The organism is Photobacterium sp. ABD4_091, assembly GCF_056160145.1.
This window is the reverse complement of record NZ_JBSWWQ010000002.1, coordinates 1,240,360-1,258,834: the sequence shown is the minus strand read 5'-3', so window position 1 is coordinate 1,258,834 and position 18,475 is coordinate 1,240,360. Positions and strand designations below refer to the sequence as shown.

The window sequence follows — 18,475 nt, the reverse complement described above, 5'->3', positions numbered from 1 at the left end:
CTATCCATAAAGTTAGAAAACTCTTAATTGTACAGAATGGCAGGCAATTGCACGGAGGCACTCCATGGCTCAGGACAATCAAAATCAAGACCAACAAAATCCACTCAACAATGCGGTTGAGCATAATGCGACACCCGATAGCAATACCGATGAGCACCGTGCGCAGGATAGGCAAAACCAACAAAATACCATGGCTTCGACAACGGCCACGGGTGCTGATGCTGCCGAGCAAAATGATCAAGTCAACAGCCCTTCTAATCAGCCTGGTGCTGATAACGGAGAAGATGCAGGCGGGCAGCCCGTAGTAGAAGGTTCGGATTCAGAAAGCGGTGAACAGAGCCAAGGGCAATCAGCTGGTAATGGTGATGAACAATCAGCAGAGCCTGAGCAACAAGAAGGCGGCGGGGTTGATGGCGGAGGTGCGCCACAAGCGGTGGGAGGTGGGGCACAACGAAGTGCTTCCCCTCGGCAGGATGAAGGACAAGGAAGAGCTGAACAAAACGGTCAAGAGCAAGCCCAAGGCTCGGGTGGAAGTGGTAGTAGCGGTGGAGGCGTATCAGGCCAAGGCGGTGGTCAGACTCCCTTTGATACCGAAACAACCAGTGAAACCTTTCAGGTAGATGTTGCCGATGCAACCACTAAAGAGATGGTTGTTGATGGCGACTTTGATACCGAGACTGTTTCTGAGACTTTTGAGATTCAAGTGAATAATGTCAATGATGAAGTTGTCATTGACTCCCAAGAGCAGCTAGCGTTTGAAGCCAATGAAGATGGCCGGATCGTTATTACCGAAGCGCAACTACTTATCAATGCAAGCGATATCGATGGTGATGATCTCAGTGTTCTTAACCTGTCTATTGCCAATGCCTCCTTTGAAACCCAGGTTGATCCTGAAACCGGTGAACGCTCCTTTGTGATTTACCCTGATGATAATATCAATGGAGAGTTAGCAATCAGCTTCGATGTCACGGATGGCCAAGGGAGCGAAGTCGCTTCTTCTGCGTTGTTAAACGTAGCCGCTGTGAATGATGAAGTTGATATTGATACCAGCTCGCCGCTTGCGTTCGATACCCAAGAAGACAATCAAATTGTTATTACTGAGGAACAGCTGCTTGCCAATGCCAGTGATGTTGATGGCGATGATCTGTCGGTATTTAATCTGAATATCTCTAATGCAACGTTTACGACGCAAGTTGACCCGGAAACAGGGGATAAGTCTTTTTTGATAACGCCAAACCAAGACGTTAACGGCGATTTGGCGATCACTTTCGATGTCTCAGATGGTCAAGGCAGCGAAGTGCCATCGAGTGCTACATTGCAGGTGGAAGCGGTCAATGATGCCGTTATTGCCTCGGATGATGGTGCCAGTAACCCAACTATCTCTACTTTTAGTACATTCTCTGCTTCACCAGCCACAGCTCAGCAGAACCCGGAAATACATGTTGATGAAGATGGTCAACTGGTTTTACGGCCTGAAGACCTGCTGGCAAATGATACTGACGTTGATGGCGACACGCTGACCATCACCGAAGTAACAGCCACTGCTGATACCCACGGTACCGTGGAGTTAGACGAAAGCGGCAATGTCGTCTTTATTCCTGAGCCTAACTACCATGGCTCGGCGGCTTTTGAATACACAGTAACGGATGGTAACGGCACGTTTGATACCGCAACTGTAACGGTTGATGTTCAATCGGTTAACGATGAAGTGGTTGCCGCTGACGATGATCGCCTAAATGGCCTTGAGCCGCAGATCCGCCTTGATGCGGAGCCGGAATATGGCTCGGTTCAATATCTGGACTCGGAAGGTGAGTGGGTCGACATGCAGGTCGGCCAGGAATACCCGGCTGACACTCAAATGCAATTTGTGCCAGATACCGAAGATATACAGGGCGGAACCCGCGATATTCAAGTTGGTAGTTTTGATGGTGATACATCAACCACGACTTTTGACGGGACAGCTCGGGTTGAGGATTGGGGTACAGTTGATGGTGATACCGCAGTTTATCAGGAAGACGGTGTCACTGTTACTACCCAGGTCAACACCGGCCAGCTTGCCGCTTGGAATGGATCTGGTAGCCATGTCGGTGCGGGTATTGGTAATGAAAGCCGTGAAGGGCTCGATACGAATGAAATGCTGACAGTGACTATAGAAGGTGAGGAAGTTAATCAGATCACCTTCCAGCTTGATGGGTTGGGCAGCTATTTTGACGAAAATTCTAGCCATGCAACAGAAGTGATCATTAAAGCCTATGATGGGCAAGGTAACTTGATTGATTCTCAAGGTGGTTACCGAGACTCTGGGGAGTACCAGGATACCTACGTATTCACTACAGATACTCCCGTCCACCACTTTACCCTTGGTACTACGGGAAGTGATGGAACTTACGTTGTGCAAAACATGACGATTTCCCGGACTGTGCCTGAAGAGCTGCAAGTCACCACGATTCAGGCGGATGGTAGCGAAGTTACCAATACATTGCAGCTTGCCCTGAATCATAATACTGCCGATGAGAGCCTAAACATCACCGAGCAGCTTATTGCAATCGATGGTGATATTCAGTCAAGACCCATTGAAGTCGAAGAAGATGGCCAATTGGTACTGAACCCACAAGATTTGCTGGGCAATGATACCGATGCCGATGGTGACACGCTGACCATCACTGAAGTGGCAGCCACCGACGATACTCACGGCAGCGTAGAGCTTGATGAAAGCGGCAATGTGGTGTTTACTCCGGCTGCCGACTACAACGGGCCGGCGTCGTTTGAATATACCGTCACCGATGGTAACGGCTCGTTCGATACCGCAACGGTATCGGTTGATGTGACTCCACAGAATGATGCAGCAGTTGTCGGTGATACCAGCATCGACGGCACAGAAGATACTGCTATTACTTTCACGCAGGACATGTTGCTGCAAAATGCCACTGATGTGGATAGCGATACCCTGACGGCGATTAACCTCCAGATTGACCCACAATACGGTGCGTTGACAGACAACCAAGACGGCACCTTCACCTTTACCCCGAAAGATGACTTCAATGGCGAAGTGCCCTTTACCTTTGATGTTGATGACAATGATGGCGCGGTGACGCCTGCCTCGGGCATGTTAGATGTTGCTGCGGTTAATGATGTCCCCGTTTTCGCCGAGACGTCATACACCATTGCTGAAGATGGTTCGATTACGATATCCGAGGCTTCTTTGCTGGCGAATGTGACTGATGTTGATAATGATGATTTATGCGTGACCGATATCAGTGTTGAAGGCAATGGGACGGTTACACGTGATGACGAGACCGGGGATTGGACTTTCACCCCTGATGCAGACTATAGCGGCGATGCGACGCTGAAAATCACTGTCAACGATACCAAGATCGATGCGGTGTTCAACGCGCCGGTGACGATTACGCCAGAGGCTGATGAGCCATCGTTGACCGTATCGTTGACCGACATGAGCCTGATAGATTTCGGGCTTGGGCAAGAGACTGCCCTGACCGGTTGGCATACCGACAATGCCAATAACCATATAGAAATCCACCAGGATTATGTCTACGGCGTGGGCGATAACCGTGGCGGTGTCATTGAGCTTGAAGCCAACCGCGGCGATGAATCCAATCTTTACACCAACCTAGATGTCAAAGCGGGCGAAGTAGTCACACTTGAATTTGATATGTCGGCACGAAAAGGCTGGGAAGGTGAAGACTCGCAGGTAGATATTTACTTCGAAGGCCAGTTGATCGATTCACTGGCACCGGATGAAATAGGCTGGAACCATTACAGCTACCAGTTTACCGCGACGACGGATAATCCCAAGCTGGAGTTCGATTCGCCGGACGATAATAGCCTTGGCGGTATTTTGGATTCGATTACAGTCGTCAAAGAAGTCACGGAAGATTTACCGACACCAGTCAATATCGACGCCGCGCTGAGTGATACCGACGGTTCGGAATCGCTTGCTTCTCTTGTGGTGGATGATTTGCCCGATGGCGCAATACTGACTGACGGTGACAATAGGTTCACCGCAGATGGCGATGACAACAGCGTTGATATCAACGACTGGGATTTGAGCCTGTTGACCTTCCAGGGAGGCGAGAACTTCCATGGCCCGGTATCCCTGACGGTTACTGCGACTGCAATCGAAGATGCGACGGCGGACAGTGACACGCCCGAAACAGCCTCGACAACAGCAACGCTGGATTTCAATGTTGTGCCGGTCAATGATGCAGTGGTTATCGATGCGAATAGCCCGCTGCAATTTAATACCGATGAGGACACCAGCCTAGTGATTACCGAGGCTGCTTTATTGGCCAATGCTAGCGATGTCGACGGTGATGATCTGTCGGTAGTTAACCTTAATATTGCCAATGCTTCGTTTACCACCGTGGTTGATCCTGAGACAGGCGATAAGTCTTACGTAGTCACGCCAGACCAAGATGTGAATGGTGATTTGGCGGTAAGCTTTGATGTCACCGACGGTGAAGGCAGCCAAGTGGCTTCCGGCGCCACTTTAGAGGTTGCCGCGGTTAATGATGCGGTTGTGGCAGAAGATGACAGAAGCTTGCCTGATGGCGATTCGCCTGGAATCGCAACCTTTAGTGCTTTCTCGGTAGCGGATGAACCTTCACCGATTGAAGTCGAAGAAGATGGCCAATTAGTAATCAGCCCTTCCGATTTGCTTGCCAATGATACTGATGTCGATGGTGACACGCTGACCATTACTGAAGTGGCAGCCACCGACGATACTCACGGCAGTGTAGAGTTAGATGAAAGTGGCAATGTAGTGTTTACGCCTGATGCTGACTACAACGGTCCAGCGTCGTTTGAATATACGGTAACCGATGGTAACGGCACATTTGATACCGCAACAGTGTCAGTCGATGTCACTGCTGTTAATGATGCTGCCGTTGCCGGTGATACCAGCATCGACGGCACTGAAGATACAGCGATTACCTTTACTCAGGACATGCTGCTGCAAAATGCCACTGATGTGGATAGCGATACCCTGACGGCGATAAACCTCCAGATTGACTCACAATACGGTGCCTTGAAGGACAACGAAGATGGCACCTTTACCTTTACCCCGAAAGATGACTTCAATGGCGAAGTGCCCTTTACCTTTGAGGTTGATGACAATGATGGCGCGGTGACGCCTGCTTCGGGTTCCATTTCAGTAGAAGCGGTCGCTGACGCCCCTGAGCTTAGTGTGACTGATGGGGAAGGTAATGTTCTTGAGAACAATATATTAGACACAGATCCTGATGACGCTATTACGCTGAATATTGCTGCCAGCTTAACGGATCAGGACCTGTCAGAAACACTCAGTGTGACCATTGATGGCGTGCCGGAAGGCGGGGTTATTCAGTATGACGGCCAAGCGGTACTTGATGCCCAGGATAATGGTTTAACGAGCTATGTAGATACCGAAGTGACAGTGACTTTCGCAGGAGAAGGCGCTGGGTTTAAAAACTCGGTTGGGTATTACCGCATCGATGAAGAAGGCAATATCTCGGATGTCGATCTGGTTTACGAAAATGCCTCTCAGGTCAGAGGCGGTGGCGATTTGTTACCAGGAGAATCATCGTTTAGTTTCGAGTTGGAACAAGGCGAGAGTTTTAATATTTTCGTTATCCCTAACGGTTTTCATAAAAATGATTTTGATGGCTTGGGAGAGGGAGTATTTGAGTTCCGAGACCAAGAAGGTAATCCTGCCTCTATGTCATCAACGGATCCACAATTGGTCTTTGTGGGTGATGATGGTTCCGAAACGATTATTCGCAGCCAGTTTGGTGATGCTATTTTCCATGGCGGTAGCAGCGAAAACCTTAATCAGGATAATTTCCAACACACCCACACCACGCTTAATGATGATGGGCAGATAGTCTACGGGATAGAAGACTGGTTGGGAGGCGGAGACTGCGATTACGATGACTTTATGTTCACCATTGATATGGGAGAAGAAAACAGCAATATCTTCCGTGGTGAAATCCTTTCTGACGGTGAGACGCCAATCGTGCTGCCATCTGTCGCCATCGAAGAGGCTATTCAGCTGCAACTACCTGAAGACTTCAATGATGAGTTTGATCTGGTGGTTGAGGCCACCTCAATTGAACGGTCAAACAATGATGAGGCAACCACAACCCAGACTATACACGTTGATGCAAGGGAGTTTGCCCCGGAGGTAACAGGCCCTGCCGCTGCATCGATAGATGAAGATACTACCATCACCATCACGCAGGATGATTTGTTGGCGAATGCTTCAGATGCTGACGGCGATGCGCTGGTTGCCCAGAATGTAACGACCAATCACCCGGATGTCGTGATTGTTGATAACGGCAATGGCAGTTTTGATATTACGCCGCCGCAAGACTTCCATGGAGATATCTCACTGTCTTTCGAGATTACAGACGGTGAATTTACTACTCCTACCCAGATGATGTTGACGGTCGATCCTGTCAATGATGCCGTTGTCGCCCAAGATGACAGTACGTTGCCAAGTGGGGAAGGGCCAGCTATCGCAACATTTGGAGCGCCTTCTTCAATAGATAGCAATGCCATTGAAGTCGAAGAAGATGACCAATTAGTAATCAGCCCTTCCGATTTGCTTGCCAATGATACTGATGTCGATGGTGACACGCTGACTATTACTGAAGTGGCTGCCACCGACGATACTCACGGCAGCGTGGAGCTGGATGAAAGCGGCAATGTGGTCTTTACCCCTGCACCTGACTATAACGGACCGGCGTCGTTTGAATATACCGTCACCGATGGTAACGGCTCGTTTGATACTGCTACTGTGTCAGTCGATGTCACTGCTGTTAATGATGCTACTGTTGTCGGTGATACCAGCATCGACGGCACCGAAGATACAGCGATTACCTTTACTCAGGACATGTTGCTGCAAAATGCCACTGATGTGGATAGCGATACCCTGACGGCGATAAACCTCCAGATTGACCCACAATACGGTGCCTTGAAGGACAACGAAGACGGCACCTTTACCTTTACCCCGAAAGATGACTTCAATGGCGAAGTGCCCTTTACCTTTGAGGTTGATGACAATGACGGCGCAGTGACTCCCGCTTCGGGAACGCTAGATGTCGCCGCGGTCAATGATGTCCCCGTTTTCGCCGAGACGTCATACACCATTGCTGAAGATGGTTCGATTACCATGACCGAAGCGTCGCTGCTGGCGAATGTTTCCGATGTTGATAACGATGTGCTGAGCGTTACCGATATCAGCGTTGAAGGCAATGGCACGGTAACACGTGATGACGAGACTGGGGAATGGACTTTCACTCCTGACGCTGACTATAGCGGTGATGCAGAGCTCAAAATCACCGTTAACGATACTAAGGTCGATGCGGTGTTCAACGCGCCGGTGACGATTACGCCAGAGGCTGATGAGCCATCGTTGACCGTGTCGCTGACTGATATGAGCCTGATAGATTTTGGGCTCGGGCAAGATACAGCCCTGACCGGTTGGCATACTGACAATGCCAATAACCATATCGAAATTCACCAGGATTATGTCTACGGCGTGGGCGATAACCGTGGCGGTGTTATTGAGCTTGAAGCCAACCGCGGCGATGAATCCAATCTTTACACCAACCTAGATGTCAAAGCGGGCGAAGTAGTCACACTTGAATTTGATATGTCGGCACGAAAAGGCTGGGAAGGTGAAGATTCGCAGGTAGATATTTACTTCGAAGGCCAGTTGATCGATTCACTGGCACCGGATGAAATAGGCTGGAATCATCACAGTTACCAGTTTACCACGACGACGGATAACCCTAAGCTCGAGTTCGATTCGCCGGATGATAACAGCCTAGGCGGCATTTTGGACTCCATCACCGTCGTGAAAGAGGTGACGGAAGACTTACCGACACCACTCAATATCGACGCCGCGCTGAGTGATACCGATGGTTCGGAGTCGCTGGTTTCTCTGGTGGTCGATGGTTTGCCCGATGGTGCAGTACTGACTGACGGTGACAATAGGTTCATCGCAGATGGCGATGACAACAGCGTTGATATCAACGATTGGGATTTGAGCCTGTTGACCTTCCAGGGTGGCGAGAACTTCCATGGTCCGGTATCCCTTAAAGTCACTGCGACGGCAATCGAAGATGCGACGGCGGACAATGACACGCCTGAAACGGCCTCGACAACAGCAACGCTGGATTTCAATGTCGTGCCAGTCAATGATGCCGTAGTTATCGATGCGAATAGTCCGCTGCAATTCAATACTGATGAAGATACCCAGATAGTGATCACCGAAGCGGCATTGCTAGCCAATGCCAGCGATGTCGATGGTGATGACCTGTCGGTAGTTAACCTTAATATTGCCAATGCCACCTTTACTACCGTGGTTGATCCTGAGACAGGCGATAAGTCTTATCTGGTGACGCCAGATCAGGATGTGAATGGTGATTTGGCGATAAGCTTCGATGTCACCGATGGCGAAGGCAGCCAAGTGGCTTCAGGAGCGACACTGCAGGTCGCAGCCGTTAATGATGGACCTGAAGTCAGTGCGAATTTGGCTTATACCATCGATGAAGATGGCACCATTACACTGTCCCAAGAGCAGCTGTTGGCCAATGCGTCAGATGTCGATGGCGATAAGTTGACCGCTGAAAACCTTCAGCTTGATGCTGATGGAACAGTAGAGCGTAATGAAGATGGTTCATTCACCATTACGCCGGATGAAAACTTCAACGGTGAGCTGAATCTGACCTTCGATGTCACGGATGGTCAGGAAACGGTGGCAACCGGTTTGGATCTTACGGTTAATTCGGTCAACGATGAAGTTATCGCTGCAGATGACAGCCGTATGTCCGCCCAAGAACCACAAATTCGACTGGAGGCAGCACCAGAGCATGGCATGGTCCAATGCATGAATGCTGACGGTGAGTGGGAAGACATGGTTGTCGGTCAGGAGTATCCCGCAGATGCCCAAGTACAGTTTGTCCCAGATACTGACGATGTCCAGGCAGGTACCCGCGATATCATGGTGGGTAGCTTTGATAATGACACCTCGACAACAGTATTTGATGGCACAGCTAGTGTTGATGACTGGGGCACTGTTGATGGCAACAAGGCTGTATATCAAGAAGATGGCGTGACCATTACCACTGAAGTGAGTAAGGGGGATTTGGCTGCGTGGAATGGTGCTGGTACGGCAATGGGAGCCGGTATAGGAAACGACAGTCGTAATGGGTTGAGCGATGATGAAATCCTTACCGTGACCGTTGAAGGGGAAGATGTCAACCAGATCACCTTCCAGCTTGATGGCCTGGGTGGTTATTTTGATGAAACGAGTAGTAAAGCCACAGAGGTGATAATCAAAGCCTATGATGCAGACGGTAATTTGATTGATGCCCAGGGCGGCTTCCGAGAATCAGGCGAATTACAAGATACGTATGCCTTTACTACTGATGTGCCAGTGCATAGCTTTTCCTTGGGTACCGAGGGTGGCAAAGGCACTTATGTCGTTCAGAACATGACGGTGTCCCGCACTATGTCTGATGAAATTCAGATGACGACTATTCAGGCTGATGGAACCGAAGATACAAACACACTTGCTTTGGATCTTAACCACAATAAAGCCGATGAGCCGATGGATGTTACCGAGCAATTGGTGGATATCCAACAAGGTATTACCAGCCGGGCAATAGAAGTGGAAGAAGATGGCCAGTTGGTCATTGCCCCTTCAGATCTGCTTGCCAATGATACCGATGCAGATGGTGATGTGCTCACTATTACAGCGGTTGAAGCGACAGATGATACCCACGGGACGGTAGAGCTGGATGAGGACGGCAATGTTGTCTTTACCCCGGATCCAGATTACAACGGGCCGGCATCATTCACCTATACCGTTACAGATGGCAATGGTTCGTTTGATACCGCAACCGTATCGGTCGATGTTAAACCCGTGGAAGATCTTCCTCAGGCGCCGACACTAACCTTCGATGTCAATGAAGATCAAATATTGGAAATTGATCCGGCATTTATTCTTTCTCAAGCATCAGATGCCGATGGCGATAAATTGTCACTGGAAAGCCTGTCGTTGAAGCAGCCGCCGACAGGCAACCTGCAGCTACAGCAGGATGGCATGTATCATCTGATCACGCCGCCCGATTTCAATGGTTTGATTGAGTTGGATTACGCTATCTCAGATGGCGATGACGTGGTGGATGGTTCGCTGAAAGTGGATGTGGTGCCAGTTAATGACGCGCCTTTCAATGGTGGGAATGCGCACCTGACGACGTATGAAGATGGCGCCTTTACCTTCAAAGCTGAAGATATGCTCGATCTGTTCGGTGATGTTGACGGTGATGAACTGGTTATATCCAGAGTGATTACCGTTGAAGGCGAAGAGGCGGGTGACGTCGAACAGAATGAAGACGGCAGCTGGACATTTACGCCGGCGGATGATTATTCAGGTACGGCTGAGTTGCAGGTTGAAGTCAGTGATCCTAGTGGGGCGACAACGGCAATGGACGTACCGGTGTATATTCGTCCGGTCGCTGATGGGGCTGTGATCACCACTGATCATGATGGGCCTTTGGTGTTTGATGAAGACACAACCGGGCTGCTGGGTCTAAATGTCGACATGCTCGATACTTCCGAGCAGCTAAGTCATTTGGTGATCACGGGTTTCCCTGTCGGCTTTGTTGTTTCTGATGGCGATAACATGATTACTATCACAGAGCCTGGACAGGTTATCGATGTCACAACTTGGAGCTTTGATGACTTGTCATTAACTCCGCCAGATGATTTCAACGGTAGTTTCTTTATTACCGTGTCAGCGACGACGGCAGATTATGGAGATGAGCCATCGAATGCACTGCCTGAGGCGACGGAAGCTTATGCCGATTTCGATACCGCGCAGGGGGAGACACTTCTGCTAACGTTGGACGATTTGCTGGATATGGCTGAAGGGGTGGAGACAACTGATGGTGATTCGGTTCAGGGTGTCCATCTGATAGATCGCTCTCAGGGCGAGCTGGTTGATAATGGTGATGGAACTTGGTCATTCACGCCAGCAGAAGGTGAAGCAGGGTCAGTCGATTTCGCCTACCAGGTGAATCAAGGCGGCAACTTGGTGGATGTGCAAAGTAGTATTGCTGTTACGGAGGCTGGAGCTCAGGTAAGTGTAAATAGTGCGCCTACAGTGGATCATATTGTCACCACTGAGCTTGGCTCGGGTAATGAACTAAGCTTCACCGATGCGGATATGTTAGGGCAATTATCAGATACGGAGAACGATCAACTAAGTATTGAATCTGTCCAGGTGCTAGGAGGACAGGGGGTACTTGAGACCAATAATGAAGGACAATATACCTTTACCCCTGCTGAAGGCTTCGCAGGGCAAGCTCAAATTGCCTTTATTGCCACTGACGGCAATAGCTCTATTCAGTCTCACTTTAATGTTGAGGTGGCAGAGCCGGAACCATCAGCCCTTATGATGGATGAAATGGGCTCGTTGGAGCTCACGCAAAGCATGTTATTAGACGCGCTGAACTTAGGAGAAGAATCAACAATTACGGCGGTTGATTACCATGGCGAACAAGGAACGGTCATTGAAGATGAAGAAGGGTGGTGGGTGTTCTGGAGTGATGATGACTTTACTGGTGAGCTGCCTCTGGAAGTCACGTCATCTGATGGCGATACAACTGCCGTTCATCATTTGTCTCTAGATATCGATAAGTATCAAGACCCAGTCAGCAAGCCTGAAGTGGCTGAATCTCAGCAAGGGGATAGCCAGGACGTAGATACCCAAGCCACAACACTGGAACAGTCTGATGATAACCAGCAAGACGGTGTGGAGACTGACAGTGATATTACTGCAGCTCCGGGTAACACTGTTCAGCTCGAAATCCCAGATGAGGCGACAAATGATCCAGACGTATTGCAAGTTGAGATCAGTGACCTGCCTGATGGTGCAACCATCTCTAACGCGTTGCTCAATAACGATGGTTCATACACGGTGAGTGGGGATCTGTCGAAGCCTGTATCAATGACCTTATCTGATGACTTCGAAGGTGAAGCAACTATTGCTTTTGAGGGGCAGACTGATATGGGGGCTGCTGTTGATGGAGCGACAGGAACTGTGACGATAGAAGTAGACGATGCGTATGCGATGCAAGACAATCAAACTATCAACGCCAATCAACCTGCTATGCTAGATGATAATGGGCAAAATGGGGATTGGACCCAAGGTGACAACACCAATCAAGGCGTTGATGTTATGGATGACAGTTCCTCGTTCGATAATGATGCTGCGGGAACACAGCAGGATGATTCGCCAGTGATGGATGAGAATATATAAATTGTCCTATACCGGGTAACTTGATATTACTTGGAGCTATAGACTAAACAAGCCAGCCATGTTGCTGGCTTGTTTTATTTGATGGTAATAATGGTGAACACTAAAACAAACACACAGTTTGAAATGATTTAAAGATTTAATAAAAAGATTACAAGCAATTACTGGCTTTGTTGTGCATTTTTTGCATGATGAAGCCATATTTGGCATTTCACAATATTAGTTAGAAATATAATTATTTGATTGCTTTATTTATAGTGATTATGAGTTTGATAATAAATTAATAACAATTTCTGATAATTCGATAACTTAATTTATCTAGTTGCTATCTGAGTAGCAGAACATTCATTTTTTACTTATATCATTATTTGTGACAAATATAGAATTAATTATGATTAAAATCGCATCAGCTAAGTAACAATGATAAGAATGGTTGATGAGAAATGAGTTGAAAATGTGATGAGATTAAAACTTATACCCAAGTTACCTTAAGGCGCTGAACCAAGATCTTGAAGTATTTGGGCATATATAATAGGAATAAAAGAATGACGCATCTTACCCTGATCAAAAATGCCAATGTGTATGCCCCAGACTCTCTCGGCATCAAAGATGTACTGGTTGCGGGAAACAAAGTTGTAGCCATAGAAGATAATTTGAATGTGAGTGGGCTGGGCACACAGGTTAACGTCATCGATGCCACTGGTAAGATGATGCTCCCCGGTATCATAGATCAGCATGTGCATTTAACGGGTGGGGGCGGTGAAGGTGGGTTTAGCAGCCGTACACCATCAATCACTTTTTCCAAATTGATCAAAGCTGGTATTACCTCAGTCGTTGGTGTGATGGGTACTGATGGCTCGACACGCTCGCCACAGGATCTCTTTGCCAAAGTGATGGGTTTGCGTGCAGAGGGACTTTCTGCCTGGATGCATACTGGCTCTTACCAAGTGCCAACGGTTACTCTAACAAACAGTATTCGAGATGACCTTGTTTTCCTTGAGCCAGTATTGGGAGTGAAAATCGCCATAGCTGATCACCGTGGCTCATTCCCTTCAACCGATGAGCTATTACGAATTACCTCGGATGTCCGGATGGGGGCGATGCTAGCAGGCAAGAAAGGGGTACTTCATATGCATATGGGCGGCTTGCCTGACCCATTCAAGCAAATTAATGAGCTGGTCGAGCGTGGCATTCCACACAGTAACTTCTCTCCGACCCACGTAGCAAGAACAATCCCGCTTTTTGAAGAGGCTGCAAGCTTTGCAAAAGCCGGTGGTGTAATGGACATTACCTCTGGTGGTAGTTGCGCCTTCAATGATCCCGGTGAAGCTGTGTTTGCCGCTTTGGAAGCTGGCGTACCTTCAGAGCGAATTACAATCAGCTCGGATGGTAATGGTAGCCTGCCAAAATTTAATGAAGCTGGAGAAATGATCACGATAACAGCTGCAGCTGTTGATTCAAATATTCAGTTGTTTCGTACCTTAGTTGATCGTGGTTTAGATATCAGTCAAGCGAGTGCGATGATGTCAAAAAATGTTGCGAAATCTTTGGGTATTAATAAAGGCGGAATAACGCTGAACAGCGATGCGGATTTCTTACTGCTCGACAGTAATTTTGAAATTGATTCGGCATATTCGATGGGCAGAGCCATTATTTTAGAGAAAGAGCAGCTTGTAGTAGGTAACTTTGAAGAGTAATTCGATGCTATCGATTATCTGTTTTCATGATTAATCATATATATCCAATTAATCTTTATGTATAAACAAGCCAGCATTTCTGCTGGCTTGCTCTTTTCTAGTATTTATTGAGCGACTATTTGAAGGCTTCCATAAGGAAGTGGGATTAGAAACGAAATACCACACGTATGACTTGCGTCCAGCCCCATAGGCTGAAACCGATCACTGTGGATAAGAACAATGCAGGAAAAATCATGTCGATCATAGTTGTAAAACCTAGCTTTATGTTGTTTTTGTAGTTTTATTATCTATTTTTATCGGCTTTTTATAAAGCAAAGCTCTGCTTTGGTGTTCGTTTTTGTGATATGCAACCAAGATCGATTGTTTGTGAGCTTTGTTGAGTATGTGGCTGTTCGTTTTTTAGACGCCATTGTTCTGAGGTTATTGATTTGTGGCCTAAAAAAGAAGCATTTTAACGAGCTTTATACACTTCGGTATTTGGGTAAAAGGCATACCAAGCAAACCAGTAAAGCAGGGTGCTAGGTAATTCTTGCCCTTGGGCGTTGGTTAAATAGGCCGAATGATTTTGGACATCCCAGTGGACTGTTAATGTTTGCTGTTCGAAATTGTGACTGAAAATCGCTTTTCCATTCTTTTTCAATTCGGCAAAAGGAAAGGCAATGACGCCATTACGCCCTTTGTAACCCATCACAGTCTCTTTAGAGCTGTAAATTGATGGGGCTTGGTTGGCTACGGGAAAGTAAAGCCGTGGGGTTTGGCTGTAACCTGCATAGGGGTCATGTTGGTAATCGCGCTGGTAGCCGGTGTTCGTTGATAGCACCAATGTATTTGGGTGCATTTGCTGCCACTTTTCCCAGCGCGTTAAGGTAAGTGGGTATTGGGTTAATTGTTTGCCTTTGGACTGGCCTGACACTGCCGAACCTTTGATTTGTGACCACAAGGACTCGGTTTGGTGGTCGTACATCAGCACATCAGAGTTATATAACAAACCTGACACCCCAAAAGTTAGGGCGCGGCCGCTTACCATGGATGAAAAAGCCATTCCCGAACCACATAGTGGGCAGTAACTGACGATAAATCGTTTGCCGTCAATTTGATCATTCACTATTTCGTGCCAGTTTAAGATCTTGATTGGGTAGGCTCGGTATTTCCCATTGATTGCGATGCCTAGAATAGGATCTCTCGCGGATAGAAAGCCTACCTTATCGGCGGCGACAAATTTGGGGTGAATAATGGCTGGGATCCCGTCTTTGCCCGGCCCTCCAGATAGTATTTCTTTTGCTGGGATGGAGGTGTTGGATAAATTAAAGCCGTTAAGCGATGCGGCTTGCATGCTTAACGGCAGAGTGAAGATAAGTCCGTATAAAAGAATAACAATGAGCTGTTTCATCTATCCCCTCCAACGCGCTTCAGATATACAGACCGCAGTGGTAGGGGAATCTTTCAAATACTTTGCTGAAGCTATCAGCAAATAGTTATCAAAATTCACTCTTTGCTGGTAAAGAAGCGCTGGCGGTATTGCTCAGGCGTGCAGTGAGCATGACGCTTAAAGAGGGTAATAAATGGAGAAGCTTGGTGATACCCCAAGGTTAATGCCACTTCCTTCACCGAAGACCCTTTGCGCAGCAAATGCAAAGAATAGAGGAATTTACGGCGTTGCCGCCACTCGGTAAAGCTCATACCGAGCTTATCCTGGCAGTGCCGGGCCAGGGTTCTTTCCGTGGTGTGTAGAACTTCAGCCCAGTCTTTTAAGGTCTTTTCCGACATAGGATTGCGCTCAAGCTCATTGAGAATTGGCTTGAGCAACTTGTCGTTACTACTTGGTAGGAATTGCTCGTGCTCTTTTGCTTGGTAGACTTGATCAAGCAACACGCTAATCAGTCTATTATCCTGCTCCGATTCTGCCACTGTTAACTGTCGGGCTTTGAGATCATTGATGATCGCTTCCATGATCGGGCTAACTTCCAATAAACAGGGGTAATCGGGAAGTGGAGCAGCCAACGGGTGGGTAATATTCATCGAGCAATAGTTGAGGCTTCGCCTCATAAAGCTCTCATGTTCGATCCCTGCAGGAACCCATACCGCGTATTGTGAAGGAGACAAGAATCGCTTTTTCTCTGCTCTGAGTTCGAGGATACCGCCGTTGATAATTTGTAACTGTCCCCAAGGGTGACTATGGCTGGGTGTCGTGGTGTTTGGCAAGAACACCTCATGGCCGAAAAAAATCTCTCCGGGTGGATTGTCGTTATCAAACAGAGGTTGGTAGATTTTCTTCATTGTGTCCCGTAGTTAGAGCATTTTGGCAAGCTTTTCGATGCCCCACAGTAATCGTGCTGAAGCAGGAAGGCAAGCCTTACATCATTTGAGGTTCTGAACAACCAATGAGCAGCCAACCTGACTAAAATATAGGTATCTATTTGGTGAGGCAAAGCAGGAGGGGGGGGGATGACGGTTTCTGTTGAAGTATTTTTCCATAGTCCATCATCAACGCTGAGCTATGTGGTGTTTGATATGGAGGGTGGGTACTGCGCAGTGACAGTGTCACCTGTATCATCAACCAAAATGCATTTATTGGGGATACTCTGTTCATGCCAGATAGATTTATTAAAAAACCAGTATCAAAACCATTTTAATGGCTGTAAAAGTAAAGGGCTCACTTGAGCCCTTAATTTTGTGGGGGCTTTAATTTCCCCATATTTCTATTTCTTGGAAGTTATTCCATGTTCTTAAATCAGCACGGTCTGGATCGTTATTACCATTACAGGTCAGCTGAATATATTTTACGTTACTGGCATTGATTGGGTTACTGATTAGGCCAGTTGATGTTCCGGGTGTGACGACACTGGTTACTGAGCTGAAATTTATGCCATCGCTACTCACTGCAATGTCGACGAAGTATTGGCGGACATCACCTTTAGCCTGTGACCACTTGATATCACTCAGGGTCGCTGAATTGGCGAGCGCTATGGTATAGGTGATACCTAACCCTTTGGCTGTCCATTTAGAGGCGCTATCACCGTCTATGGCCATTTCAGGAGTGTGATCTACACGGGTTTCCGAGGCCGACACACTCGATATCGCCAGTTTACCCGGTTCGGCAGGCGGTGGGGTTGTATCACCTAAAAAGCCTAGATATCGGCTAGGGAATGGATTGGCATTTGCTGGGTTTAGACTCGGGAAAATGTAGTCAACACTGTTGTCCGATAGGCCAAACCATTTACATAAGGTGGCTGCCATTTGCTCGGAGGATGTAGACGGTATGAACTTATTTCCCGTTGCGTCTTGACCGTCGCTAGGAATAAATTCAGGTAACATACCGTAGGTAATACCACCATTTACCGCACCACCGAGGATTAGTTGGTTACTACCCCAGCCATGATCCGTTCCTCGGTTACTGTTGTTGGCAATGGTGCGGCCAAAGTCTGACATGGTGAAAGTGACTACCTTATCCTGCAAGCCATCAGCTTCTAATGAGCGATAGAAACCACTTAGCGCACTGTCAATTTGGGCGAGTAAATTGTCATGCTTGCCGCGTTGGTTACCATGGTTGTCAAACCCGCCAAGGCTGATAAAGAACACTTGGCGTTGGTGGTTAAGCTGTTCACTCGCTTGGATCATCCGTTTCACCATTCGGCATTGACCGCCTAGGTAACCAGCAGGAATGGTTTCGTCTTCAGGGAAGTTATTCATTACCGAGTCGAGCTCAGCTTGAAAATCAATAACGCCTTTGAGGCGAGAAATATATTCTTGTGCGAACAAAGAACCATATGGTTCATCAACCAGTTTAATGAAGTTGTTATTAACTGCATTAGAATGGCCAAGAGCATCCATCGCCCGAACGCCATCACTGCTGATTCGTAAGTCTTGGCTACTTTGTCCGCCGAGTAATTCATTGCCCGAAAGCGACAGGCTCTCAGAGACAGTTGCAGCCTCATTGGCAAGCAGATCCATCATCATGCCTGCCCAGCCATAAGAGTGGTATTCAGATGTATTCCAGGCTATTTGCCACGCCGATTGTTGTTTGTTGTGCGCGCCAAGGTTTGAAGGCTTTTTAACACTGTTGATATTTCCTTTATTGGTTGGTTCCAGCAAGGTGCCGACATTAACAACAGCAGTGGCCTTTTGTTCTGCCATTAACTGGGCGATATTAGGCATGCTGCTATTGATGGCGGTTGTCTGCCCTGATGCCGTCGGCGGTATCGATAGCATCTCAGCGGCAGAAAGATGGATGTCTGGTCTGGCGTTGACGTAATTATCATAGTTAGCGCCAGAGGCGGGCATGATCATATTGAAAGAGTCGTTGCCGCCATAAAGAAATAGGCAGACCAGCGCCTTGTAGTCATCACTACCAGCGGCAAAGGCATTGCTGGGAAGAGTCAAAGATAATGGCAATGCTGAAGATGCAGTTGCAATGGCTGAGCCTTTTAAGAATTGTCGACGTGAAATGCTCATA

General features: G+C 47.7%; 5 protein-coding genes. 2 read left to right on the top strand and 3 right to left on the bottom strand.

The features are described 5' to 3' along the window. The first annotated feature begins 64 nt into the window (after window positions 1–64). Together ACXAGQ_RS20090 and iadA are read left to right on the top strand one after the other, a co-directional pair. Window positions 65–12,328 (top strand): tandem-95 repeat protein, encoded by a 12,264-nt coding sequence (locus ACXAGQ_RS20090; RefSeq protein ID WP_475256251.1) that lies wholly within the window; start codon window positions 65–67, stop codon window positions 12,326–12,328. Between the two features lie 542 nt (window positions 12,329–12,870). Continuing rightward, a complete protein-coding gene (iadA, locus tag ACXAGQ_RS20085; protein ID WP_475256249.1) occupies window positions 12,871–14,022 on the top strand; it encodes a beta-aspartyl-peptidase in 1,152 nt (383 codons plus the stop codon). Between the two features lie 451 nt (window positions 14,023–14,473). Here iadA and ACXAGQ_RS20080 read toward each other — a convergent pair whose 3' ends face one another. From ACXAGQ_RS20080 to ACXAGQ_RS20070, 3 genes are all read right to left on the bottom strand, one after another. Then, entirely contained in the window at window positions 14,474–15,412 is a 939-nt protein-coding gene (locus tag ACXAGQ_RS20080; protein ID WP_475256247.1) for a DUF3179 domain-containing protein, read from the bottom strand. A gap of 95 nt (window positions 15,413–15,507) precedes the next feature. Beyond that, window positions 15,508–16,299 carry an AraC family transcriptional regulator gene (locus ACXAGQ_RS20075; RefSeq protein ID WP_475256246.1) on the bottom strand — a complete coding sequence of 264 codons (792 nt, stop codon included), beginning with the start codon at window positions 16,297–16,299 and terminating at the stop codon, window positions 15,508–15,510. Between the two features lie 405 nt (window positions 16,300–16,704). Then, window positions 16,705–18,474: a DUF1501 domain-containing protein gene (locus tag ACXAGQ_RS20070; protein ID WP_475256244.1), complete on the bottom strand. Its 1,770-nt coding sequence runs from the start codon at window positions 18,472–18,474 to the stop codon at window positions 16,705–16,707. Between the last annotated feature and the right edge of the window lies 1 nt (window position 18,475).